The 24,812-nt window shown below is 59.0% G+C and carries 16 protein-coding genes, 1 rRNA gene and 1 pseudogene; 12 read left to right on the forward strand and 6 right to left on the reverse strand.

All coding sequences use genetic code 11. The features are described from left to right. Positions 1-147 precede the first annotated feature (147 nt). Positions 148-260, forward strand: a 5S ribosomal RNA gene (gene rrf, locus ACQ4WS_RS09325). Positions 261-389: 129 nt separating this feature from the next. On the opposite strand, the gene uraH is transcribed toward rrf, so the two are convergent. Then, complete coding sequence (uraH, locus tag ACQ4WS_RS09330) at positions 390-743, reverse strand: hydroxyisourate hydrolase (protein WP_035824942.1); 354 nt, start codon at positions 741-743, stop codon at positions 390-392. 121 nt (positions 744-864) lie between these two features. Between uraH and puuE the strand changes: the two genes are divergently transcribed. From puuE to ACQ4WS_RS09380, 10 genes are all read left to right on the forward strand, one after another. Then, positions 865-1,818, forward strand: coding sequence for an allantoinase PuuE (puuE, locus tag ACQ4WS_RS09335; RefSeq protein ID WP_436475622.1), 954 nt, complete (start codon positions 865-867; stop codon positions 1,816-1,818). Between the two features lie 99 nt (positions 1,819-1,917). Beyond that, positions 1,918-3,384 (forward strand): xanthine dehydrogenase small subunit, encoded by a 1,467-nt coding sequence (gene xdhA / locus ACQ4WS_RS09340; protein WP_436475623.1) that lies wholly within the window; start codon positions 1,918-1,920, stop codon positions 3,382-3,384. Between the two features lie 10 nt (positions 3,385-3,394). Continuing rightward, positions 3,395-5,740 (forward strand): xanthine dehydrogenase molybdopterin binding subunit, encoded by a 2,346-nt coding sequence (xdhB, locus tag ACQ4WS_RS09345; RefSeq protein ID WP_436475624.1) that lies wholly within the window; start codon positions 3,395-3,397, stop codon positions 5,738-5,740. Positions 5,741-5,749: 9 nt separating this feature from the next. Further along, entirely contained in the window at positions 5,750-6,829 is a 1,080-nt protein-coding gene (xdhC, locus tag ACQ4WS_RS09350) for a xanthine dehydrogenase accessory protein XdhC (protein WP_436475626.1), read from the forward strand. A gap of 9 nt (positions 6,830-6,838) precedes the next feature. Then, positions 6,839-8,155 carry a guanine deaminase gene (guaD, locus tag ACQ4WS_RS09355; RefSeq protein WP_436475628.1) on the forward strand — a complete coding sequence of 439 codons (1,317 nt, stop codon included), beginning with the start codon at positions 6,839-6,841 and terminating at the stop codon, positions 8,153-8,155. Between the two features lie 43 nt (positions 8,156-8,198). Beyond that, positions 8,199-9,686 (forward strand): adenosine deaminase family protein, encoded by a 1,488-nt coding sequence (locus ACQ4WS_RS09360; protein ID WP_436475630.1) that lies wholly within the window; start codon positions 8,199-8,201, stop codon positions 9,684-9,686. Between the two features lie 793 nt (positions 9,687-10,479). Next, entirely contained in the window at positions 10,480-13,881 is a 3,402-nt protein-coding gene (locus ACQ4WS_RS09365; protein ID WP_436475632.1) for a TonB-dependent receptor, read from the forward strand. 112 nt (positions 13,882-13,993) lie between these two features. Further along, positions 13,994-15,703, forward strand: a complete 1,710-nt coding sequence (locus tag ACQ4WS_RS09370) for a bifunctional metallophosphatase/5'-nucleotidase (protein WP_436475634.1) — start codon at positions 13,994-13,996, stop codon at positions 15,701-15,703. Positions 15,704-15,719: 16 nt separating this feature from the next. Further along, positions 15,720-16,949 carry a phospholipase D-like domain-containing protein gene (locus tag ACQ4WS_RS09375; protein WP_436475636.1) on the forward strand — a complete coding sequence of 410 codons (1,230 nt, stop codon included), beginning with the start codon at positions 15,720-15,722 and terminating at the stop codon, positions 16,947-16,949. A gap of 8 nt (positions 16,950-16,957) precedes the next feature. Further along, a complete protein-coding gene (locus ACQ4WS_RS09380; RefSeq protein WP_436475638.1) occupies positions 16,958-18,028 on the forward strand; it encodes a S1/P1 nuclease in 1,071 nt (356 codons plus the stop codon). Positions 18,029-18,064: 36 nt separating this feature from the next. Here the strand turns inward: ACQ4WS_RS09380 and ACQ4WS_RS09385 are convergent, their stop codons facing one another. Continuing rightward, complete coding sequence (locus ACQ4WS_RS09385) at positions 18,065-18,829, reverse strand: DeoR/GlpR family DNA-binding transcription regulator (RefSeq protein ID WP_436475640.1); 765 nt, start codon at positions 18,827-18,829, stop codon at positions 18,065-18,067. A 75-nt stretch (positions 18,830-18,904) separates the two neighbouring features. Here ACQ4WS_RS09385 and ACQ4WS_RS09390 point away from each other — a divergent pair. Further along, positions 18,905-19,489: pseudogene (locus ACQ4WS_RS09390) on the forward strand (NUDIX domain-containing protein); the annotation flags it as partial. Between the two features lie 419 nt (positions 19,490-19,908). Here ACQ4WS_RS09390 and ACQ4WS_RS09395 read toward each other — a convergent pair. The 4 genes from ACQ4WS_RS09395 to ACQ4WS_RS09410 form a co-directional block, all read right to left on the reverse strand. Continuing rightward, positions 19,909-20,880: an ABC transporter permease gene (locus ACQ4WS_RS09395; protein ID WP_131688622.1), complete on the reverse strand. Its 972-nt coding sequence runs from the start codon at positions 20,878-20,880 to the stop codon at positions 19,909-19,911. Positions 20,881-20,884: 4 nt separating this feature from the next. Beyond that, positions 20,885-21,964 (reverse strand): ABC transporter permease, encoded by a 1,080-nt coding sequence (locus tag ACQ4WS_RS09400; protein WP_436475642.1) that lies wholly within the window; start codon positions 21,962-21,964, stop codon positions 20,885-20,887. After that, positions 21,961-23,490, reverse strand: a complete 1,530-nt coding sequence (locus tag ACQ4WS_RS09405; protein ID WP_436475644.1) for an ABC transporter ATP-binding protein — start codon at positions 23,488-23,490, stop codon at positions 21,961-21,963. The genes ACQ4WS_RS09400 and ACQ4WS_RS09405 overlap by 4 nt, the downstream gene beginning before the upstream one ends. An 81-nt stretch (positions 23,491-23,571) precedes the next feature. Further along, positions 23,572-24,567 (reverse strand): BMP family lipoprotein, encoded by a 996-nt coding sequence (locus tag ACQ4WS_RS09410; protein WP_436475646.1) that lies wholly within the window; start codon positions 24,565-24,567, stop codon positions 23,572-23,574. Positions 24,568-24,812 lie beyond the last annotated feature (245 nt).

Genomic DNA, 24,812 nt, shown 5'->3' on the forward strand with positions numbered 1-24,812 from the left:
CTTGTCCCTATAACCTTAGCAGGTACAGAGGATAAGACGGTACAACGTTGTGAGTTTGTTGATACTACTATTCATTACCCCAATCTTTGCTTCTTCCAGATTCAGGCTTTGTCGCTCCATCGAGGACAAACGCCAGTACAAGTTATGCCTGATGACCATAGCAAGTTGGTCCCACCCCTTCCCATCCCGAACAGGACCGTGAAACAACTTTGCGCCGATGATAGTGCTGCAACCAGTGTGAAAGTAGGTTATCGTCAGGCTTGTTATTCGCAGTAGAGAAAAACCCGACCAGAAATGGTCGGGTTTTTTTTCGTCTCGCACTTTGTCTGGCAAGGCTTGCAGGCGTAAAAAAAGCAGCGCTGCACGCTGCCTTTGTCGTCGAACGTCGCTTAACTTCCTCGATAAGTCGAATACGACCACGGCGACACCACCAGCGGCACATGATAATTCTCATCCGTATGCGCAATGCCGAAGGCCAGGGTGACCAGGTCGATGAAGCGGGGCGAGGGCAATTCCACCCCCTGAGCGGCGAAATAGTCGCCTGCATTGAATACCAGCTCATACTGGCCCGCTTTCATGCTATCGCCTTCCAGCAAGGGCGTGCTGCAGCGGCCGTCGCTATTGGTCATATCCATCTTCAATAACACTTTGCCTTCCGGCGCGACTGAAAACAGGGCCACCTTGACGCCGGCTCCCGGCCTGCCGTGGGCGATATCGAGTACATGCGTGCTGAGTTTTCCCATTTGCTATCCTGTATATAGGGTGAATGACTGTGCTTATCGTGCAAATCATATACCGGTGACTGCGCCGGGCTATATGATTGGGCATATAGCCAACATTGTCCTCCTATAGGCGCGCCTCCGCATGAACAATTACGAACATTATCCACGCGACTTGATCGGCTATGGCCATACTCCACCCCATCCGCAATGGCCGGGCAAGGCCCGCATCGCCCTGCAATTCGTCCTCAATTACGAGGAGGGGGCGGAAAACAGCGTGCTGCATGGCGATCCCGCTTCGGAAACGTTTTTATCGGAAATGATCGGTGCGGCCGCTTTTCCTGCACGCCACCTCAGCATGGAGTCGATTTATGAATACGGTTCGCGCGCCGGGCTGTGGCGTTTGTTGCGTATGTTCGAGGAGCGGCGCCTGCCGCTGACCGTGTTTGGCGTATCGATGGCCTTGAAACGCAATCCGGATGCGGTGGCCGCCTTCCAGGAACTGGGACATGAAATCGCCTGTCATGGCTTGCGCTGGATTTCCTATCAAAACATGGATGAAGCGACGGAACGCGAACACATGCGTGTAGCCGTGCAGATCATCCGCGAATTGACAGGTTCCGCCCCGCAAGGCTGGTACACGGGGCGCGATTCGCCGAATACGCGCAAACTGGTGGTCGAGCACGGCGGTTTCCGCTACGACGCCGATTATTATGGCGATGACTTGCCATTCTGGGAGAAAGTGGCGTACACGGATGCCGCCGGCCTGCCCGCCGTGCAGCCGCAGCTGATCGTGCCCTACACCCTGGACACGAACGACATGCGCTTTGCCGCCATGCAAGGCTTTAATTCTGGCACGCAGTTTTTCGATTATCTGAAGGATGCCTTCGATGTGCTGTATGCGGAAGGCGATCCGAACGGCTTGAACCAGCCGAAGATGTTGTCGGTGGGTTTGCATTGCCGCCTGGTGGGGCGTCCGGGACGGGCCGCGGCGCTGGCGCGCTTCCTCGACTATGTGCAGCGCCAAGAGCAGGTGTGGATCACGCGCCGCATCGATATTGCCGAACATTGGCATGCGACACATCCTTGTACTATTTGATGGGTATTGATATTGGATGATAAGTAAAATCAGTCTTTGCATATAGTTGTCCCATATGCCGGTGTTAATCTCCTATACTGGGACTATACCGAGGCCAGCATGTCAGAACCGATCCGCTTTTATTACCGTGGTGCCGTACAGGAAGTACGCAATGCCGCCCCTACGCAGACTGTGTTGCAGCACCTGCGCGAGGATTTGCATTGCACGGGCACCAAAGAGGGCTGCGCCGAAGGCGATTGCGGCGCTTGTACGGTGGTCATCGGTAGCCTGGTGGATGGCCAGGTCGAGATGAAGGCTGTCAACGCTTGCATCCAGCTCACGCCCACCCTCGATGGCAAGGCCCTGTTTTCCGTGGAAGACTTGCAACAGCCCGACGGCGCCTTGCACCCGGTGCAGCAGGCGATGGTGGAATGTCACGGTTCCCAGTGCGGTTTTTGCACACCTGGTTTCGTGATGTCGCTGTGGGGCATGTATCTGCAGAAAAACGGAGCTACTCCCACGCGCTGCGAAATCGACGATACGCTATCCGGCAATCTGTGCCGCTGCACCGGCTACCGGCCTATCATCGATGCGGCCAGACGCATGGGCGAACTGCCGCGTGTCGCGTTTGACCGCGATGCCCTGGCGCAGCAATTGCAGGCGCTTCAGCGCGACAGCGCGAGCACCTATGAATACGGCGGCCAGCACTTTCACGCACCACGCAGCATCGATGAACTGGTGGCACTGCGCGCGGCAAAGCCGCAAGCGTGCCTGCTGGCCGGCTCCACCGACGTGGGCCTGTGGGTGACCAAGCAATTGCGCGACCTGGGCGACATCATTTATCTGGGCAACGTGGCAGCCCTAAAAACCATCGCCGTGGACGATGGCAAGCTGCACATCGGCGCCGGTGCCAGCCTCAACGATGCCTATGCGGCGCTGTGTGGGCACTATCCGCAAGAATTGTCGGAACTGTGGCAGCGCTTTGCTTCCTTGCCGATCCGCAACGCGGGTACCTTGGGCGGCAATGTGGCGAATGGTTCGCCCATCGGCGATTCGATGCCGTGGCTGATTGCACTGGGCAGCGAGATCGTGCTGCGCGGCCCCGGCGGCCAGCGCAGCATGCCGCTGGAAAACTTCTATCTCGGTTACCAAAAGAAAGATCTGCAGCCCGACGAGTTCGTCGAAGCCGTGCGCGTGCCCTTGCCGCGTGCCGACGTGCATTTCCGCACGTATAAACTGGCCAAGCGCTTCGACCAGGATATATCGGCCGTGTGCGCCGCGTTTGCCTTCCAGCTCGACGGCGAGCGCATCATCGATGCGCGCATCGCCTTTGGCGGCATGGCGGCCACGCCGCAACGCGCCGCGCAAACGGAAGCGTTTTTGCAGGGACAGTCGTGGACGGAAGACAACCTCGTCATCGCCATGCGCTTGTTGGCCGACGATTACGCGCCCCTGTCGGACATGCGCGCGTCGAATACCTACCGCATGACGACGGCGCAAAACCTGCTGCGCCGCTTCTGGCTGGAAACACGCCCTGGTGCGCCTTTGCTGCGCACTGCCGTCAACGCCTACGCTTGCCGCGCCTGAAAGGAGCAGCATGAACCATCCTGCCACGCCTGAACTGCGAGCGGCCGCCTGGGCCGCCGTGGGCAAGCCCAGCCCCCATGAATCGGCGCAATTGCATGTGCTGGGACAAGCCACGTACACAGACGATATTGTCGAACTGCAAGGCACTTTGCACGCGGCGTTGGGCTTGTCGCAAAAGCCCCATGCGCGTATCACGGCCATGGATGTCTCGGCCGTGCGCAGTGCGCAGGGTGTCGTCGCCGTCTACACGGCGCAGGACATTCCCGGCACCAATGATTGCGGCCCCATCATCCACGACGACCCCATCCTGGCTTGTGATCTGGTGCAATACGTGGGCCAGCCCATCTTCATCGTCGTGGCCGACACGCATGACCATGCACGCCGCGCTGCCCGCCTGGCGCAGATATCGTATGAGGAATTGCCTGCGATCATGACGCCGCAGGCGGCCAAGGCCGCGCAATCATATGTGTTGCCGCCGATGCAATTGACGCGTGGTAACTACCAGGCCGCCTTCGAGGGCGCGCCGCACGTGGTCAAGGGCCAGCTGTATGTGGGCGGACAGGAACAGTTTTATCTGGAAGGACAGATTTCCTACGCCATCCCCAAAGAAGCGCAGGGCATGCTGGTGCTGTGTTCGACCCAGCATCCGAGTGAGATGCAGCACGTGGTGGCGCATGCGTTGGGCGTGCATTCGCACAACATCACCGTCGAATGCCGGCGCATGGGCGGCGGTTTTGGCGGCAAGGAATCGCAATCGGCCCTGTGGGCGGCGGCCGCATCGATTGCGGCGGCAAAACTGCAGCGTCCCGTGAAACTGCGCGCCGACCGCGACGACGATATGCTGGTGACGGGCAAGCGCCACTGTTTTTACTATGAATACGAAGTAGGCTACGACGACGAGGGCAAGATTCTTGCCGCCAAGGTCGACATGACCACGCGCGCCGGCTACTCGGCCGATCTGTCCGGCCCCGTCGCCACGCGCGCTGTTTGCCACTTCGATAACACCTATTATTTGTCCGACGTGGATATCCGCGCCGCCTGCGGCAAGACGAATACGCAGTCGAACACGGCTTTCCGTGGCTTCGGCGGGCCGCAGGGCGCCATTGCCATCGAGTACGTGATCGATGAAATCGCCCGCCACTTGCAACGCGATGCGCTCGATATCCGCCTGCTCAATTTCTATGGCCGCAACGAAGCCGAGGGGCGCAATGTCACGCCGTACGGGCAAAAAATCGTCGATAACGTGATCCACGAGCTCGTCGCTGAGCTGGAGGAGAGCAGCGATTACCGCGCGCGCCGCCGCGCCATCGATGCCTACAACGAGGCCAGCCCTATTTTGAAGAAGGGCCTGGCATTCACGCCGCTGAAATTCGGCATCGCCTTCAACGTCACGCATCTGAACCAGGCGGGTGCCTTGGTTCACGTGTATGTGGATGGCTCCGTGCTGGTCAACCATGGCGGCACGGAAATGGGGCAGGGCATCAATACCAAGGTCATGCAGGTGGTGGCGCACGAGCTGGGCCTGGACCTGGACAGAGTGCGGGCCACGGCCACCGATACCAGCAAGGTGGCGAACACATCTGCCACGGCAGCGTCCACCGGTGCCGACCTGAACGGCAAGGCGGCGCAGGATGCAGCGCGCCAGATCCGCGAACGCCTGGCCGATTACGCGGTCAAACTGTATGGCGGCGACGTTGCTGCTGTGCGCTTCTTCGATAACCATATCCATGTGAATGGCCATGTCGTTGCGTTTGCTGAACTGGTGCAGAAGGCGTATCTGGCTAGGGTGCAACTGTGGTCGGACGGCTTTTATGCCACGCCTGGCTTGTCGTGGGATGCAAAGACGATGACGGGCCATCCGTTTTCCTACTATGCGTATGGCGCGGCCGTGGCCGAAGTGGTGGTCGATACCTTGACGGGGGAATGGAAGTTGCTGCGCGCGGACGCCTTGTACGATGCGGGCCAGTCGCTTAACCCCGCGATTGATCTGGGTCAAGTGGAAGGCGCATTTATCCAGGGCATGGGCTGGCTGACGACGGAGCAGCTGTGGTGGAATGCGGCGGGCAAGCTGATGACGCACGCGCCATCGACATACAAGATTCCCGGCATTTCGGATTGCCCGGAAGATTTTCGCGTCAAGCTGTTCCATAACCGCAACGTGGAAGACAGCATCCACCGTTCCAAAGCCGTGGGCGAGCCACCGCTGCTGTTGCCATTTTCCGTCTTCTTTGCTATTCGCGACGCCATTTCCAGCGTGGGTCATCATGCCGTGCAACCACCGCTGAATGCCCCTGCCACCAGCGAGGAAATCCTCAAGGCGGTGATGGCCGTGCAAGCGGCGCATGCCGGCGCCTAGGAGCAAAGAATGAGCGACTGGCTGACAGCAATCGAAAATGACACGCAGGCCTCCGTGCTGGTGACGGTCGCCCTGGTGGAAGGTTCCGGCCCGCGCGAAGCGGGCGCGAAGATGCGCGTCAGCCTCGATGGCCAGGTCGACACCATCGGTGGCGGCCACCTGGAATTGCGTGCCGTGGAAATCGCCAACACCATGCTGGCCACGGCAGATACCCATGCGCGGCTCGCGCGTTTTGCGCTGGGCCCCAGCCTCGGACAATGCTGCGGCGGCGTCGTCCACCTGGCTTTTGAATATGTCGATGCCAGCCTGGCAGGTGTGCTGGCCGCCTTGCGCGAACGCCGCCAGCAAGACAGCTGGCGTTTGACTGCGCTCGACGGTGAACCCGCCTCGGCGCTGTTCGACGCTGCCGGTAGCTTGATCGCCGGCACGCCAGGCCAGGCGCCTGACACGTTTTCGCGTGAACGCAGCACCCATGTCGCTCAGGATGGGAAGGGGCGGCGCTGGTTGGTCGACCCTTGCCTGGCGCCGCGCGCGCACCTGACCTTGTTTGGCGCCGGTCACGTGGGTGCCGCCATCGTGCGTGCGCTGGCCCACTTGCCCTGCAATATTACCTGGGTCGATGAACGCGAAGACATGTTTCCCGCAGCGTTGCCGGCGGGGCTGCCAAGTAATGTGCGCATCGCCGCCACCGACACGCCCGAGGAATTCATCGCCATGGCGCCGCCGGGCGGCAGTTTTCTCGTCATGACGCATAGCCATGCGCTGGATCAGCGCTTGACGCAAGCCATCATGGAGCGCGAGGATGCTGGCTGGTTCGGCTTGATCGGTTCGCACACGAAACGCAAGCAATTCGAGCACCGCCTGCAGGCGCGCGGCGTGCCGGACGAGCGCATTGCCGCCATCGTGTGTCCGATCGGCATGCCCGGCATCCGCAACAAGGCCCCGGCCGTGATCGCCGCCTCCGTTGCCTGTCAATTACTCATGGTGTGGGAGCAAGCCGCCAGCGCGGCCCTGGCCGCACCGCTGCGTCTGGCCTCTGCCAGCGCACCGCCGCGCCGCCCAGCACGCGCCGCCATTCACCCGTTATAGAAAGAAGTCATGCCGATTGTTCCCGCCACATTGCAAGCTTACCGTGCCAGCTTGCTGCACTTTCACGCCGATCCTGCTTTCACCGAGGAGGCGCACGCCTGGCATGCGGACGGTTTGCTGATCGTGTCCGATGGCAAGGTTGTGGCGGCTGGCGATTACGCGCAACTGCAAGCGACTTTGCCGCCTGGCACGCATATCGTCGATTACCGGGGCAAGCTGATCGTGCCGGGCTTTATCGACACGCATTTGCATTTCCCGCAGACGGAAATGATCGCCTCGCCCGCGCCGGGCTTGTTACCATGGCTGGAAACATATACCTTTCCCACCGAGCGCGCGTTTGAGAATCCCGAGCATGCGCGCAACGTGGCCGAGTTTTTCCTTGATGAACTGCTGCGCTGCGGCACCACCACGGCGATGGTATATGGCAGCGTGCATCCGCAATCGGTGGACGCGTTCTTTGGCGCCAGCGAGGCGCGCGGCTTGCGCATGGTGGCGGGCAAGGTCATGATGGACCGCAACTGTCCCGAGTTCCTGCGCGACACGGCCGAGTCGGGCGCGCGCGAAAGCGAAGAGCTGATCCGGCGCTGGCACAAGCATGGCCGCTCGCTGTATGCCATCACGCCCCGTTTCGTGCCCACCTCGACGAATGAGCAGATGTACCTGGCGGGCGAACTGGCGCGCGCCTATCCGGATACGTATCTGCAGACGCATGTGTCGGAAAATGAGGATGAGTGCCGCTGGGTGCGCGAACTGCATCCGCAGGCGCGCAGCTACCTCGACGTGTATGACCAGTACGGCATGCTGCGCCCGCGCGCCATGTTCGGCCATTGCATCTGGCTCGACGAGCGCGACCGCGCGCGCATGGCGGAAACGTCCTCGGCGGCCGCCATTTGTCCTACATCAAACCTATTCCTCGGTAGCGGCCTGTTCGATTTCGAGCGGGCCGATGCGGCGCGCGTGCTGCTGTCGCTGGCGACCGACGTGGGTGGCGGCACCTCGTTCTCGATGTTGCAAACCATGAACGAAGCCTATAAAGTAGCACGCTTGAAAGGCAGCTATCTGCCCGCCTTGCGCATGTTTTATCTGGCGACCCTGGGCGCCGCGCGGGCCATGCAACTGGAAGGCACCCTGGGCAATTTTTCGGCTGGCACGGAAGCGGACTTCATCGTGCTCGATAAGCAATCGACGCCGCTGCTCGAGCGCCGCACGGCCGGCTGTCAAAGCCTGGAGGAATTGCTGTTTGCCTTTGCGCTGCTGGGCGACGACCGCGCCGTGGCTGCCACCTATTCAGGCGGGCAATGCGTGCATGTGCGGGGGCAGGGCTGACCTACCCGTTGTTCCATACGAATTATCCTGAGCGAGAACGCGAATGCACATAAAACTCACTGGCCTGGCGCTTGGCGCCGCGCTGGCCTTGACCGGAACGGCGCAGGCCGCACCGTCTTCCAATGAAGCGGCCACCGCGCGCCATTTTGCCGCCCTGGTGTCGGGCGCGCAGCCGAAGACAGCCGAGTTGAGCCTGTTTTTTTCCATGATGCCCAAGGGCGGTGATTTGCATCACCATTACTCGGGCGCCATTTACGCCGAGCAATTCCTCGACTGGGTCGACAAGGAAAACTATTGCGTCAACAAGACGACGTACCGCATCGAAAGCAACAAGGACGTCGTGGCAGCCGAGCGCGCCAAGCCGGCCGCGCAGCGTGGATGCCTGTCGTCCACGGAAGTGTTTGCCGACGCTGGACTGTATGCGCAATTGCTGCAGCGCTGGTCGACCAAGGATTTCTATAACCACGGCGCCATCCAGACGCCGCCGGACCGCACCTTCTTCGATACCTTTGGCTACTTCGGCCCCGTCGCATCGACCAATACGGCCGACGGCCTGAAAACCCTGAAGCAGCGCGCCATCGCGGAAAACCTCAGTTACATCGAGACGATTTTCGAGCTGTCGCCATTCGTGCAAAACACGCAGTTCGACCAGCAGGTGCTGGCGCCGGGCTTGCAGCCGGCAGTGTTGCACGCCGTGCTGGCCAACTGGACGCAGAACCTCGAGCAGGATGCCAGCTTCCAGAAAAGCATCAGCGCCTATAACGACAACGTCAACACCAGCAGCGCCGGCATCGACGATGCCAACTTCACCATGCGTTACCAGGCGTATGTGCTGCGTTTCCTGTCGCCATCGCAAGTGTTCTCCTCCATGGTGGCCGCGTTCAAGGCAGCGAGCCTGAATCCGCTGCTGGTGGGCGTGAATATCGTGGGCCAGGAAAGCGTGAACGTGTCCATGCGCGATTACAGCCTGCACATGGAAATGTTCAAGTTCCTCAAGGCAAAGTATCCGAACGTCAAGATCGCCTTGCACGCCGGTGAGCTGGCGCTGGGCATGGTGCCGCCGGAAGGCATGGCGTTCCATATCGCGGAAGCCATCGATGTGGCGGGTGCCGACCGCATCGGCCACGGCATGGATATCGCCTACGAGCGCAATGCGCTGGCGACCATGCAAAAGATGCGCGAACGGGGCATTCCCGTAGAAGTGAATCTGACCAGCAACGATTACATTCTCGGTATCAAGGGGCAGGCTCATCCGATCACTCTGTACCGTAAATATGGCGTACCGTTCGTGATTTCCACCGATGACGCGGGCGTCTCGCGCAATACCCTGTCGAATGAGTATGTGCTGTTTGCCAGCCAGTACAAGACCGATTATGCGGAAATCAAAAAGCTGTCATACAACAGCCTGCGTTATTCCTTCCTGGCGGAAGCGGACAAGCAACGTTTGCTGAAAGCGCTCGATGTCCGTTTCACCCGTTTTGAAGCGCAAATTGCCGCGGCCGACAAGGTGGGCAAGAGCAGAAAACCGTAAGTTGCACGACGTTCACAACTGATACTTTCAGGGCGGCCGGATATTCCGGCCGTTTTCCATTTACCTTCTCAAATTCCTATAGTGTTTTTCTGTTAATTTTGTGGCGGCCATGCGACACAATTAACGGCAGATACACGACTTTATCCAATTTCCTGGATGAATCAATTTCAAGTACATATTGCTCATTTATAATCACGCGCCATAAGCCCGGACGCTGTCAGTACGATATCAATCCAGCTAGTTACCCTATGCTATTTATATTTTAAATATATAAATATGTAAAAAAAATCGTATTTGTCATCCATTTTTTGATGATGCATAGTGGGATGAAGGTGATATTAAAAAGTCACAATTCATCTGGGCGATATCGTATGAAGATGGGTATTTGCAGTAAATAAAGGTGAGATGCAGAATGAAACAAACAGTCGCGCAGCTAAATGACGACATTCTTCTGTATTTTACCGCCGTGTCACAGTCTTGAAATATTTAACAATTACACTCGCGGCTTGCCATGTTAGCCGGGTAAGCATGTCGGATGAATGACACAGGTGCTAGCGCCCTGGGTCGTACGGATTGGATGCAGTTTTTCCGCCGTTATTGTCTGGATAGGAATAGCTGTGATGTGTGGAGCGGCGTTTTGTGATGGTCTTGTCAGGACCGCAGCCAGTCCCGCCGGCGTAACAGTTGCAGCATCGTAAAGAGGAGATCTTGTGTTTGTGTTGCTGTGCGGCGCAGCCGGGCGGTGAGGCAATCGGGGATTTTCAAAAAATAATAGTCTTTTCTGGGATTAAAGATGATCAATCACAAGCGACTTCGGCTAACGCAAATCGCGTTGAGCCTGTCTATTGCACTGGCAGCGGCACCATCGTTCGCACAGAACACTACGTCTTCCATTGGCGGCCGTATCTCGGCCACTGACGGCAAGCCGGCAGCTGGCGCGCAAGTTAATATCGTTCACGTTGAGTCCGGTTCGGCCAGCAACGTGACCACCGATGCAGAAGGCCGTTATGTTGCGCGCGGCCTGCGTGCCGGCGGTCCTTACACGATTACCATCACCAAGAACGGTGAAGTGGAAAAACGTGAAAACGTTTTTGTGGACTTGGCTGAAACAGCCAACGTCGATGCCACCCTGGGCGCACCGATGCAAGTGGTTAGTGTGGTTGGCTCTGGCGTGCGTGCACAGATTTTCAACCGCAACAATATGGGAGCTGGTACCAATATCAGCTCGGCAGACCTGGCTTCCCAGGCATCTATCTCGCGTAGCCTGCAGGACTATGCACGTGCTGATCCGCGCCTGTCGCAAACGGACAAGGATCGTGGCGAGATTTCCGTTGCCGGCCAGAACTCGCGTTACAACTCGATGACGATTGACGGCGTAGCCGTGAACGATACCTTTGGCCTTGAGGCTTCCGGTACTGCTACCGGTAAACAGCCGATTTCGATCGAAGCCATCCAGTCCGTGCAAGTGAACGTCGCCAACTATGACGTGACACAAAAAGGCTACACGGGCGCCAATATCAATGCTGTGACCAAGTCCGGTACTAACAAGGTCAAGGGTAGTGTCTATTATGTTTTCCGTAATGACAAGATGGCTGGTGATCGCTACAACGACACAACTGGCGAATATTATGCGCCACCGAAATCGAAAGACACTACCAAGGGTATCACCCTGGGCGGCCCGCTGATTGAAGACAAGTTGTTCTTGTTTGCAAACTACGAAAAGAGCAGCAGCAGCCGCAGCTCGCCGACGTTTGGTCCAATTGGCAGCGCGCTGACCAACGTGACGATTCCACAAGCGGCTATCGATAGTGCCATTGCGATTGGCCAGAATACCTACGGCATCCCAATCGGTACGTCGGCAGTACCTGGTGGCACCGAATTCACAGCCACTGAAAAGCTGTTGAAGTTGGACTGGAACTTGACCGATACCCAGCGGATGATGCTGCGCTACTCGAAGACTGAACAGTCGGAACCAATCTTCCCTGGCTTCACGAAAGATGGCTTGTCGCTGAGTTCGTATTGGTATGCCCAGAACAAGAGCTTGGAGACCCTGGTGGCCCAATGGACCTCCGAGTGGACGCCGACTTTCTCGACCGAAGTGAAATTCTCGACGCGCAAATATGATAGTGTGCCGCAGAACAATGCCAATCTTCCATCTATAGGCCTGAAATTTACTGGCGCCGCGCCAATTGGCTCGCCTTCCGGTTTGAGTACTGCAGACCGTTACCTGAATTTCGGTACCGAATCGAGCCGTCAAAAGAACGTCTTGAATAACAAGGCGCTGGACGCTTATGTCGGTGCCACGTGGTCGTTGGGTGAGCATGAAATCAAGTTCGGTACTGACTATAACGCAACCAAGGTCTATAACGCCTTCTTGCAAAACGTCAATGGTAACTATACATTTGGTTGCGTGACTGGTCTCAGCTACTCGTTTGGCGCCTTGGACTGTACACAGGCAACGGTTGCTCAACAGCAAGCTGCAATCCTGGAAAACTTCCGGAGGGGGCGTCCTGCTTCCTACACGCTGCAGGCGCCGGTCGCTGGCGGTTCGCTCGATAATGCGATTGCCCGCTTCACGCTGAAAAATATCGGCCTGTTCGTGCAAGACAGCTGGAATGTCAACAAGCAGCTGACTGTAATGGCCGGTCTGCGCGTCGACGGTACGCGTATCGGTGAAAAACCAATCCGCAACGCGATCGCAGCTCAGCCTGTAGGCCCTGTCGTCGGTGGTCGTCAAACAGGTGGATTTGGCATCGATAATACGCATACGATCGATGGTGAAAACCTGGTTCAGCCACGTCTGGGCTTTAACTACAAGCTCGACGCGGCGCGCCCAACACAGGTGCGCGGTGGTTTCGGTCTGTTCCAAGGTGCAGCCATGGCTGTATGGCTGGGTAATCCATACCAAAATACGGGTGTGGCCACGCTGAACTATACCTGCAGCTCAACCGGTAAAGCATGCCCTACGAACGACGGTTTCTTCAGTACCGATCCCTTGAACCAACCTAGGAACGTTGGCGCCACTGTCCCTGCCATGAAAGTTGATGTGCTGAGCAGCGATTTGGCACAACCTTCTGTCTGGAAGGGTAATCTGGCGCTGGAGCATGAATTGCCATGGATGGGCCTGGTGTTTGGTGCGGAATACATGCGCACGCAAACCAAGGATGCGATCTACTATCAGGAGCTGAATCTGGGTGCGCCGACCAAGACTGGTACGGATGGCCGTGCATTGTACTGGGGAGCGAATGCTTACCTGAACAAGTGCTGGGATGTGAGCAAAGGTGCCCTGACAGGAAAGTCTGATTGCCGTGCTGATACCAAAGCCGGTAACAATGCCGCATTTGGCCAGGTACTGATGGCAACCAAGACCGACAAAGGCGCAGGTAATATCCTGACACTGTCGCTGCGCAGTCCAATGCGTAGTGGCCTCTCGTGGGGTACTTCGTACACCTACACGGACGCTACCGAAGTGTCGCCGCTGAGCTCGTCGACTTCCAGTTCGAACTGGGGTGGCCGTGCTTCGTTCAACCCGAACGAAAACGTTGCCTCGAATTCGAACTACATGGTTAAGGACCGCTTTACTGCCAACGTGAATTGGCAAAAGCGTTTCTTTGGCGAATACAAGACCGGATTCGGTCTGTTCTACGAAGGCCGTAGCGGTAAGCCATATAGCTGGACCTTCAATAATGACTTGAACGGCGACGGCCTTGGTGGCAATGACCTGATGTACATTCCAAAAGCACCAGGCTCGGGCGAAGTGGCGTTCTACGGCAAAACTGCAGCTGAGAGCGCAGCCAATGAAGCGGCATTCTGGAAAGTTGTGAACAGCAATGGCGATTTGCGCAAGGCCGCTGGCGGCGTTACTCACCGTAACGATAGCTTCTCTCCATGGACCAACAGCTTTGATGTGCGTTTCAGCCAGGAGGTGCCGGGCTTCTTTAAAGGTAATAAAGGTATCTTTACTTTTGATATCTTGAACGTTGGTAATATGATCAACCGTAAATGGGGACGTATCAACGAAGTTGCTTTCCAAGCGCAAGGTGGCCAGGTACGCAGCTTTGTCGACTTTGTTGGCATCGACCCACAGGGCCGTTATATCTATAACACCCGTCCGGTGACGGAAGGCACGGAAACGCGCCAAACCAAAGGCGAATCGCAATGGGCACTGCAAGCCACGATCAAGTACGAATTTTAATGTCGTAGTTGCCTCGTAGCTTGGCAAGTTGAAAACGGCTGGTGGCGACACCAGCCGTTTTTTTTATAGACCAGATGGTTTACTCTTTCCTCTTTTTGACAAATATCATTCCATGGCTCACTTCCTACGCACCCCGGTCGCCAGCGCGGCGCTGATTCTGTCCCTGTCTGCCTGCAGCAATTTTGCTTCCGCGCCGCAGCTTGCCGCGAGTGGCCCGATTGAAGTGAACCTGGTCGCCCTGAACGATTTTCACGGCAACCTCGAGCGCAGCAAATTTAGCTACACGAGCGTCGCCGATGCGGAGCGCAGGACGGTACAGGCCGGCGGCATCGATACCTTGTCTGGCGCTCTGACGGCGTGGCGCCGCGAAGATGCGCAACTGATCTTTGTCGGCAATGGCGACCTGGTCGGTGCCAGCCCCGCCATGTCGGCGCTGTGGGCGGACGAACCGAGCATCGTCGCCATGAACATGCTGGGCATGAAGGCCAGTTCGGTCGGCAACCATGAATTTGACCAGGGCAAGGCGGAATTGCTGCGCCAGCAGCGCGGCGGCTGCGACTCCGCGCGCGCGGATAAGGCCTGCAAGTTCACGCCGGACTTCAAGGGCGCCAGCTATACCTATATGGCGGCCAATGTCATCGACACGCAAACGGGCAAGTCCCTGCTGCCCGCCTACCGCATCGAAGAGGCGCATGGCGTCAAGGTGGGCTTGATTGGCGCCGTGTTGAAAGATACGCCGTCCGTGGTGACGGCCGCCGGCATTGCCGGCCTGCAGTTCGGCGATGAAGCGGACGCCATCAACGCCACCTTGCCGCAGTTGCGCGCGCAAGGCGTGGGCGTGTTCGTCGTGCTGTTGCACCAGGGCGGCGAGACGAAGGAAGCCGTCGACCAGGCCGATTGCAGCCATTTGAAGGGCGAAGTGGTCGACGTGGTGAAACGCCTCGACCCGGCCATTCAATTGGTCATCAGCGGCCATTCGCACCAGGGCTATCTGTGCCGTGTCGATGGCCGCCTCGTGACGCAAGCGCAGATGGGCGGACACATGTTGACGCGCATCAAGCTCAAGGTCGATCCCCTCAAGAATGCCGTCGTCGATGCCAGCGCGCAAAACGTCGTCATGCTGCCAGGTATGTATGAGCCGGACCCGGCCGTGGCAGCTTACCTGGAATCGGTCAAGCAGCGCAGTGCGGCCGAATTGTCGCGTCCCGTGGCCAGCATCGCCGTGCCGAATGTGGGCCGCGGCACCAAAGGCGGCGGCGCATCCCCGCTGGGCGATCTGGTGGCCGACAGCACCTTGTTCGGCGCGCGCGCTTTTGGCGCGCAAATTGGCCTGATGAACAATGGCGGCATTCGTAAGGACCTGGAAGCGGGCGCCGACCTGATGACGAACGTGGGCCAGAACCAGGCAGTTGTCCCGTTCGGCAATACCCTGATCGTCGTGAGTCTTTCCGGCGCACAAATCCGTACCTTGCTCGAACAGCAATGGCCGGGTGCCGAAGCGGAAGATAACAACTTGCTGCAAGTGTCCGAAGGTTTCAGCTATCGCTGGGACAGTACACGTCCCCAGGGGCAGCGCGTGCTGCCAGGCAGCATCATGCTCAATGGCAGCCCTATTGATGACAATCAACAATACCGTGTCGCCGCCAACAGTTTCCTCGCTGGCGGCGGCGACCGTTTCAGCGTGCTGGCAGCGGGCACGCGCCGCCTGGACACGGGCGTGCGCGACATCGATGCTTTCAGCAATTACCTGATAGCCCGCGCGCGCGCCGGCAAGCCGGCTGGCAGCGCCACGGCGGCCGGCCGCATCGTACGTGTCAAATAATTTACAAGGAATAACCATGCGTCGTTTATCTGTTTCCCTGCTCGTCACTACCCTGTTCGCGGGCACGGCCCACGCCGATTTCACCATTCCCGGCTTTGAGCTGGTGCACACTTCGCCCGTGGAAACGAGCTTGACCAATCCCGACCTGCGCGAGCCCGTTGCCGTGTGGAGCGAGCTGTTCGATTCTGCCAAGAAAGAGATCGTCATCGCCCAGTTCTATGCCGTCAGCAAGCCGGGTACGGCTTTTGAAAAAGTGCTGGCCAGCTTGACGGCCGCCGGCCAGCGCGGCGTGAAAATCCGCTTCCTGCTGGACCAGAAGGGCGTGGGCCTGTCGGAGGCGGCGACCATCGCCCGGATCAAGGCGATTCCGAATCTGGACTTGCGCCTCATCGATTTCAATAAAATCACGGGCAACGGCATCGTGCACGCGAAATACCTGGCCGTCGATGGCCAGGTGGCGTACATCGGCAGCCAGAATTTCGACTGGCGCTCGTTCGAGCACATCCATGAGACGGGCTTGAGAATCACCGAGCCCGCCATGGTGAGCCAGGTGCAAGCCATCTTCGAGCAGGATTGGCAAGCCCAGGCATTGACGTCGCAAGGCAGCCGCGCCACGGTGCTCAACAGTAAGGTGGTGCCGGCCAACTATGCGCAAAACGCATTTTTGCTGGCCAGCCCGAATGCGTACAACCCGGCTGGCGTGGGCGACTCGGAAACGGGCTTGCCCGCCTTGCTGGCGGAAGCGAAAATCGAAGTGCGCATCCAGCTGCTCGATTACGCGCCCTTGTCCTACGGCCCGAACCGCACGCGCCCGTACTACGCCTTGATCGACAACGCCGTGCGTGCAGCCGCCCAGCGCGGCGTGAAAATCAAGCTGATGGTGTCGGCCTGGAACACGGAAGCGCCCGCCATCGCCTACTTGAAAAGCCTGGCCCTGGTGCCGAACGTGGAAATCCGCATCGTGACGATTCCTGCCGCTTCGACGGGTTTCATTCCCTTCGCGCGCGTGATCCATAGCAAGACCATGAGCATCGATGGCAAGCTGGCCTGGGTCGGCACGAGCAATTGGGCGGGCGGCTATTTTGACTTGTCGCGCAACCTGGAAGTGGTGCTGCGCAACGACGCCATGGCGCAGCGCATTGCCGCGCTGCATGAGCAGACGTGGAGTTCGGCGTATGCGCAGCCTATCGACATCAACAAGCAGTATCCGAAACCGGCCAAGGCCGCGCCGCAAGGCAAGGAGTAATGGTGAACATGAAAAAATTACTCTGCGTGCTGGCGCTGGGCTCCGCTTTCGCTTCCGGTAATGTGCTGGCGTGGGGCAACGACGGCCACCGTGCCGTGGGCGCCATCGCCGATCAATTGCTCAAGGGTAGCGCCGCCCAGGCACAAGTGGCCAAGTTGCTGTTGCCTGGCGAAAGCCTGGAAAAGATCGCCAACTGGCCCGATTGCGTGAAGGGCACGTATTGCGGCCCGCAAACGCCGGAAATGCTGAGCTATGTGGCGGCGAACCCCAAGCATGGCGAATACCATTACACGAACGTGCCTTTTCAGAACGCGCACTACCATGACCATGGCGTGGGCACGGCCGACGACGATATCGTGCAAACGCTCAAGCAGGCGATCCTGGTGTTGCAAGGCAAGGCTGATGCGGCCAGCAATCCGCACGGCTTCAGCCAGCGTGTAGCCTTGATTTTGATCACGCACCTGGTGGGCGATATCCATCAGCCATTGCATGTGGGCAATGCGTTTCTCGGCAAGGATGGCCAGTTTTTCGTGCCCGCCACGCAGGCGCAGATTGACGACGTCGCCATTTTCAACGCACGCGGCGGCAACGATCTGCTGCTCGACGATGCGAAGATGACGGCACTGTCGGACGCCGTGATTCCCGCGCCGCTGCCCGCCGAGGATGGCGCAGCCAAGCCTGCCAGCAGCTATCCGAAGTCGCCCACCAAGCCCCTGCATTCCTACTGGGACACGACCGTGGTCGATTACGCCATGCGCCGCCTGAGCACGCGTACGCCGCAGCAGTTTGCGCGTACCGTGATCGCCAGCGCGCCTGTGGTGAGCGCCAATAGCGGAGACCCCGCCACCTGGCCGTATCAGTGGGCCGATGCCTCGCTGGCGGCGTCAAAGATTGCTTTCACGGACGTGGTGGCCGGCCCCGCCACGCAACAGACCAGCCGCAAGGGCGATGTCTATAACGTGTGGGCCTTGACGGTGCCGGACAACTATCCCGTGCCCAGCTCGGCGCTGGCGAAGCAGCAACTGATCGCGGGCGGCTATCACCTGGCCGCCGTGTTGCAATCGATTTGGCCGCAATAAAGATGTCATGCGAGAGCGGCCTGCGGGCCGCTTTTTTCATGCCAGGGTGACGCTGATTCCCATCTCGCGGTAGGGCGCGAGCAGGGCGTCGTCCACGTCGCGGTGCACGATGATATCGTTGACCTGGCTCAAGGGCGCGATCTGGAACGGCGAGGTCGTGTTGAACTTTTCCGGCGACGCCAGCACGACGGTGCGGCTTGACGCCTCGCTCAGGGCGCGTTTCACGCACGCTTCTTCATGGTCTCCCGTGGTGATGCCCGCTTGCGGATGCAGGCTGGACACGCCCATGAAATACAGGTCGGCGCGGATGCGGCCGATGGCTTCCACTGTCGCCGCGCCGACTCCCACGATCGAGTGCTTGTACAGGCGCCCGCCCAGCATCAGCACCTCGATGCCAGAATGATTCACCAGTTCGACGGCAATCGACGGGCTGTGCGTGACGATGGTGGCGCGCAAGTCGCGTGGCAGCTGGCGCGCCAGTTGCACGGCGGTCGTGCCGCCATCGAGAAATACCACTTGCCCCGTCTGTATCATGGCGCCCGCCGCGCGGCCGATGGCGGGCTTGGCTTCGGGTGATATCTGTTCGCGCCCCGCAAATGGCGCCAGCGCGGGCGAGCGCGGCAGCAAGGGCAGGGCGCCGCCGTGCACGCGTTCCAATAAACCCTCTTTCGCCAGTTCGCGCAGGTCGCGCCGTATCGTGTCTTCCGACAAGCCCAGGCTATCGCTGACGGCCCTGGCGACGATCTGGCCTTCGCGTTGAAGCAGGTTCAGCAGGTATTGTTTGCGTTGATGTGTCAGCATGATTTTTCTTGTATTTTCTTGATATTGCACGAGTTTGCATGATAAAGTCGAAAAGGACAAGGACAAGGAGACACTATGCGCGAAGAAAATAGCAGTCAGGAACGGGTACGCATCCAGGGCGTGCAGACCCTGTCGCACGACTGGTATCTGCTGCAAAAGACCACGTTCGACTATCTGCGCCGCGATGGCGAATGGCAGACGCAGACGCGGGAAACCTATGACCGGGGCGATGGCGCCACCATCCTGCTCTACAACAAAATCAAGCGCACGGTGATCCTGATCCGCCAGTTCCGCTTTCCCACCTACCGCGAAGGCCACGATGGTTTTCTGATCGAATCAGCGGCCGGCTTGCTGGAAGAGGCCAGCGCGGAGCAGCGCATCCGCGCCGAAGTGGAAGAGGAAACCGGTTACCGGGTGGGGCAGGTACAAAAGATCTTCCAGGCTTTCATGAGCCCCGGTTCCGTGACGGAGCGTTTGCATTTCTTTGTTGCCGAGTACGACCCCGCCAGCCGCATCGGCGATGGTGGCGGCCTGGCGCATGAAGGCGAGGATATCGAGGTGCTGGAGCTGCCGCTGGCGCAAGCGCTGCAGATGGTGGCCGATGGACGCATCTGCGATGGCAAGACCATCATGCTGCTGCAGCATGCGCAGTTGCACTTGATGCCAGTCAAGCAGGGTATGCAGATATTGATTGCCGGTCCCTACCGTTCCGGCACGGGCGACGATCCCGCCCTGATGGCGGCGAATGTCGCGGCCATGCAAGCCGTCTGCCTGCCCCTGTACGCCAAGGGGCACATGCCCGTGCTTGGTGAATGGCTGGCCTTGCCCATGCTGGCGCTGGCTGGTTCGCGTCAGGTGGGCGATGTTGTGTATGAGGAACTGTTCCATGCACATGCGACGCGCCTGCTCAGTCACTGCGATGCCGTGCTGAGGATAGGCGGTGCGTCTGGCGGAGCGGACCAGATGGTGGTTGTAGCGCGCAGCCTGGGGTTGCCCGTGTATTGTTCGCTGGACGAGATTCCACAGGCATAAAAAAAGCGAAGCCCGCGGGCTTCGCTTTTGCATTCGCTCGTTGAAATTTAACGAGATTTGACGAATGGGATACCGATGGCTTTCGGCGCGATGGATTTCGCCATCAAGCCCGCCAGCACGATCACCGTGACCACGTACGGCACCATCTGGATCAGCGAGCCGGGGATGCGGCCCACGACCGGCAAGTCCACGCCTTCGATCTGGATCTGGATGGCGGCGAAGAAGCCGAACATCAGACAGCCGAGGAAGGTATAGACGGGGCGCCAGTTGCCGAACACCATGGCCGTCAGGGCCAGGTAGCCGGCGCCGGCTGACATGTCGCGCAGGAAGAAGCCGCTTTGCACGATGGCAAGATACGCGCCCGAGAACGAGCACAGGATGCCGGCCACCAGCATGGCCAGGTAGCGCGTCGCTTCCACGCTCACGCCGGCCGAGTCGGCAGCATGCGGGTTTTCGCCGCAGGCGCGCAGGCGCAGGCCGAAGCGCGTGTGGTACAGCAGCCAGTGCACCAGCGGGATCAGCAGGAAGGCCACGTAGACGAGGATGGAGTGGCCGCCGATCAGATGGGTATATACCCAGCCGATGAAGGGAATGTGCTCCACGTACTGTGTGCCCGGCAAGACCACGTCAAACAGCCGCGCCGAACCGAGGTCGGGCGTGCGGCCGCCTTGCTGGAAGAAAAATTGCGCCAGCACAAACGTCAGGCCGCTCATGGCGATATTGATCGCCATGCCCGCCACCAGCTGATTGCCCTTCTGCGTGATGCTGACATAGGCCTGCAGCAAGGCCAGGGCGACGCACACCAGCATGCCGGCAGCCATGCCGTAATACGGGTTTTGCGTCGTGTAGGCCACGGCGGCGGAAGCAAAAGCGCTGGCCAGGATCTTGCCTTCCAGGCCGATGTCGATCATGCCGCTGCGTTCGGCAAACAGGCCGGCCATGGCGGCAAAGATCAGGACGGGCGCATTGCGCACGGTCGATACCAGGATGCTGGCGAATTGAAAGTCGTCGAGTGTCATGGTGTTAGCCTTTGGTGCGCTTGAGCAGGGCGGAAATGGCCGGTGCGTAGAAGTTTTCCATGGCGCCGCAGAACAGGATGATCAAGCCCTGGATGAAAATGAAGGTTTCCGTCGGGATATTCGGTTTCTCCAGCGACAGGTCGAAGCCACCCTGGATCAGCGCGCCGAACAGCACGGCCGACAGGAAGATGCCGACCGGATGCTGGCGGCCCATCAGGGCGATGGCGATGCCGATGAAACCGGCGCCGCCGACGAAATTGAGCGACAGATAATGCGTCGAACCCATGATGGAATTGACGGAACCGAGGCCCGCCAGCGCGCCGGAGATCAGCATGACGATGATGATCATCTTGCTGATCGACACGCCTGCATAGTGGGCCGCATGCTTGTTCAAGCCCGTGGCGCGCAGCTTGAAGCCCCACGACGAGCGCCAGACCATCACGCCATAGATCACCAGCGCGGCGATTGCCAGGATAAAGCTGATGTTCAGCGGCGTGTCGCCCAGCGACGGGAACCAGGTGGAGAGGCGCGGCATTTCGCCGCTTTCCGCAAACACGCGGCTGGCCGTGTTCTGTTCGCCCGGTGGAATCAGGTACTTCACGATCACGAAGTTCATCAGACTGGCGGCGATGAAGTTGAACATGATGGTGGTGACGACGATGTGGCTGCCGCGCCTGGCTTGCAGATAGCCGGGCAAGAAACCCCACAGCGCGCCGAACAGGGCCGCGCCGATCATGGCCGCGGGAATCAGGAGCCAGGCGGGCAGGGTCTGGTCGAAGGCCAGCATGGCCACCGTCAAGCCCAGGCCACCGATATACATCTGGCCTTCGGAACCGATATTGAACAGGCCGGCCTGCATCGCCACGGAGACCGACAGGCCCGTGAAAATGAAGGTACTGGCGTAGAACAGGGTGTAGCTCAAGCCTTCCGGATTGAGTACGGCGCTGTTGACGAGGATACCCAGCGATTCGGCCGGATCTTCGCCCAGCATATAAATCACCAGGGCGGCGACCAGCAAGGCCGACAGCAGGTTTAACATGGGCATGACAAAGGCTGTCGCCCAGCGTGGCAAGTCGTTATTCATGATTTATGCATTCCCCCCATCAACAGACCGATGCGGGTGGTATCGAATTCTTCAATTTTCAGTTCGCCGGTGATGCGTCCGCCGCACATGACGAGAATGCGGTCGGCCAGCGCCCGCACTTCTTCCAGTTCGACGGACACCAGCAGGATCGCCACGCCCGCGTCGCGCAGGGCCAGCAATTGCGTATGGATGCTTTCGATGGTGCCGATGTCGACGCCACGCGTGGGCTGGCCCACCAGCATCAGTTTCGGCTTGGCCAGCACTTCGCGCGCGATCACCACCTTTTGCTGGTTACCGCCCGACAGCAGGCCGATGCGCAGGTCCGGATTGGCCGGGCGCACATCGAAAGTCTTCAGCAGTTCCGCGCAGCGGGCGCCGATGGCCTTGAAGTTGAACAGGCCCCAGCGGTTTTTCAGGTGATCCTGGTAGCCGAGGATGGTGTTTTGCATGACGGAGAAATTTTTCACCACGCCATCGCGCAAGCGGTCTTCCGGAATGTGGGCGATACCCAGTTCGCGGAAGGCCAGCGGCAAGCCGTCGGCGTCAGTGCGCTTGGCAAACGGCAAGTCCTTGTCCAGGAAGCGCAGCTTGCCCGAAGTGGGCAAGCGCATGCCCGACAAAATTTCCAGCAGCTCGCTCTGGCCATTGCCGGAGACGCCCGCGATGGCGACGATTTCGCCGGCGCGCAGCTTGAAGCCTATGTCGGCCAGCAATTTCACCTGTTGCTCGTCGGCCAGTTGCAAACCGTCCACTTCCAGCACCGTGGCGCCCGGATTGTACGGCGCACGCGGCAGATGGCTCTGGATGGGGCGGCCGACCATCATGTTGGCCAGTTCCTCTTTCGAGGTAGTCGCCGTGGCAACGGCGCCCACCACCGTGCCGCCGCGCATGACGGTGACGTTGTCGGTGATTTCCAGGATCTCTTGAAGCTTGTGCGTGATCAGGATGATGGTCTTGCCCTGTTCCTTGAACAGGCGCAGGATTTCAAACAGCGATGCCGTTTCCTGGGCCGTCAGCACGGCCGTCGGCTCGTCGAGGATCAGGATATTGGCGCTGCGGTAAATCTGCTTGAGGATTTCCACGCGCTGCTGCGCCCCGACTGACAGGTCTTCGATCTTTGCCAGCGGGTCGACGTCGAGGCGGTAGCGCGCGCAAATTTCGCGCAATTTGGCTTCCGCTTCCGTGCGGTGGCTGGCCAGGCGAAAACCGCCTTCCGTGCCCAGCATGATATTGTCGAGGACGGTGAAGTTCTCGACCAGCATGAAGTGCTGGTGCACCATGCCGATGCCGAGATTGATCGCTTCCTGGCTGTTGCGGATAGGCTGTACTTTTCCGTCGAGCAAGATTTCTCCGCCGTCGGCACGGTAATACCCGTACAGGATGCTCATCAAGGTCGATTTGCCGGCGCCATTTTCCCCCACCAGGCCATGGATACTGCCCTTGGCGATGGAGAAGCTGACGTCGGCGTTCGCCTTCACATGTCCAAACTGCTTGGAAATGCTGCGAAATTCTACTGCTGGCTGCATAGGTTCATAACTGGATAGTTTCATGGAAACGCGCCGCGCGGAGACTGGCCCCGGCGGCGCGCTAAAAGATACGGAGAAAAATTAAACCGGGCAGCTGCTGCCGACGCGGTAATCGATCACTTTGATCTTGCCATCGATAATGTCCTTACGCGCACCCAACACGCGCTTTTCGATTTCCGGCGTAATCAGCTTGCGGTTGTTCGCGTCGAGCGCCCAATCCACGCCGCCTTCTTTCAAGCCTTTATAGCTGACGCCGCCCTTCCAGGTGCCGTTCTTGACTTGCATGAAGCTGTCGTAGACCGTGTTGTCGACGCGCTTGACCATCGAGGTCAGGATGCTGCCTGGATAAAGGTGATTCTGGTTCGAATCGACGCCGATGGCCAGCTTGCCTTTTTCCTTGGCCATTTGCAGGGTACCCATGCCGCTGCCGCCAGCGACGGCGAAGACGACATCGACGCCGCGCTCAAATTGCGAGCGGGCCAGTTCGCCACCCTTGGCCGGGTCATTCCAGGCGCCGGACGTGGTGCCGACCATGTTTTGCGTGATTTCCATCTTCGCATTGACGGCCTTCGCACCTTGCGCGTAGCCGCAGGCGAAGTTGCGGATCAGGGGAATATCGATGCCGCCGATGAAGCCGACCTTCTTGCTCTTGCTGGCCATGGCCGCAGCCACGCCCACCAGGTAGGAGCCTTCTTCTTCCTTGAAGACGACGGAATTGACGTTGCTGCCGGCGGCCTGGCCATCGATCAGCACGAATTTTACGTTCGGGAATTCCTTGGCGACCTTTTGCACGGCTTGCGTTTGCGCAAAGCCGATGGCGGCAATCATGTCGAGTTTCTTGCGGGCCAGGCCTCGCATGACTTGTTCAGCCTGCGTATCGCTCGATGCCTGCACTTCGATGAAGGAAATGCCCGTGTCTTTTTTGAAGCGCGATGCGCCTTCGAAAGCGGATTGGTTGAACGACTTGTCGAACTTGCCACCCGCGTCATACACGACACCCAGTTTTGGGGTAGCCGCGGACGCTTGAGCAGTCAGAAATACGGCTGCGATCGTCAAACTAAATTGTGTAAGTTTCATGAATTGGCTCCTGGAAGATCGATATTGTATATTTTTTATAGGTGAAACATATAATTTGGGGCCGATTTAGCCTGTTTTTGATGCACGAGGTGATAATTCCTTATCAACATTGCACTGTATTGCACAAGATCATTGCTGGCCTTGGCTGCTTTTATGTCGACAGTGTGATGCTCATGCAACAGTCGCGCCCCGTCTCTTTTATAGGTACAACATCGAATGGGGCTGCCGGAGCGGGCTGGGATGCG

Source organism: Janthinobacterium leeuwenhoeki (assembly GCF_051380795.1).
In the GTDB taxonomy this organism is placed as follows: domain Bacteria; phylum Pseudomonadota; class Gammaproteobacteria; order Burkholderiales; family Burkholderiaceae_D; genus Janthinobacterium.

Bases quoted from the DNA above. Each gene is read 5' to 3' on its own strand.
- uraH (WP_035824942.1), bottom strand. From the start codon at position 743: ATGGGAAAACTCAGCACGCATGTACTCGATATCGCCCACGGCAGGCCG.
- xdhB (WP_436475624.1), top strand. From the start codon at position 3,395: ATGAACCATCCTGCCACGCCTGAACTGCGAGCGGCCGCCTGGGCCGCC.
- ACQ4WS_RS09360 (WP_436475630.1), top strand. From the start codon at position 8,199: ATGCACATAAAACTCACTGGCCTGGCGCTTGGCGCCGCGCTGGCCTTG.
- guaD (WP_436475628.1), top strand. From the start codon at position 6,839: ATGCCGATTGTTCCCGCCACATTGCAAGCTTACCGTGCCAGCTTGCTG.
- ACQ4WS_RS09405 (WP_436475644.1), bottom strand. From the start codon at position 23,490: ATGCAGCCAGCAGTAGAATTTCGCAGCATTTCCAAGCAGTTTGGACAT.
- ACQ4WS_RS09375 (WP_436475636.1), top strand. From the start codon at position 15,720: ATGCGTCGTTTATCTGTTTCCCTGCTCGTCACTACCCTGTTCGCGGGC.
- ACQ4WS_RS09400 (WP_436475642.1), bottom strand. From the start codon at position 21,964: ATGAATAACGACTTGCCACGCTGGGCGACAGCCTTTGTCATGCCCATG.
- ACQ4WS_RS09370 (WP_436475634.1), top strand. From the start codon at position 13,994: ATGGCTCACTTCCTACGCACCCCGGTCGCCAGCGCGGCGCTGATTCTG.
- ACQ4WS_RS09385 (WP_436475640.1), bottom strand. From the start codon at position 18,829: ATGCTGACACATCAACGCAAACAATACCTGCTGAACCTGCTTCAACGC.
- puuE (WP_436475622.1), top strand. From the start codon at position 865: ATGAACAATTACGAACATTATCCACGCGACTTGATCGGCTATGGCCAT.
- ACQ4WS_RS09365 (WP_436475632.1), top strand. From the start codon at position 10,480: ATGATCAATCACAAGCGACTTCGGCTAACGCAAATCGCGTTGAGCCTG.
- ACQ4WS_RS09380 (WP_436475638.1), top strand. From the start codon at position 16,958: ATGAAAAAATTACTCTGCGTGCTGGCGCTGGGCTCCGCTTTCGCTTCC.
- ACQ4WS_RS09395 (WP_131688622.1), bottom strand. From the start codon at position 20,880: ATGACACTCGACGACTTTCAATTCGCCAGCATCCTGGTATCGACCGTG.
- xdhC (WP_436475626.1), top strand. From the start codon at position 5,750: ATGAGCGACTGGCTGACAGCAATCGAAAATGACACGCAGGCCTCCGTG.
- xdhA (WP_436475623.1), top strand. From the start codon at position 1,918: ATGTCAGAACCGATCCGCTTTTATTACCGTGGTGCCGTACAGGAAGTA.
- ACQ4WS_RS09410 (WP_436475646.1), bottom strand. From the start codon at position 24,567: ATGAAACTTACACAATTTAGTTTGACGATCGCAGCCGTATTTCTGACT.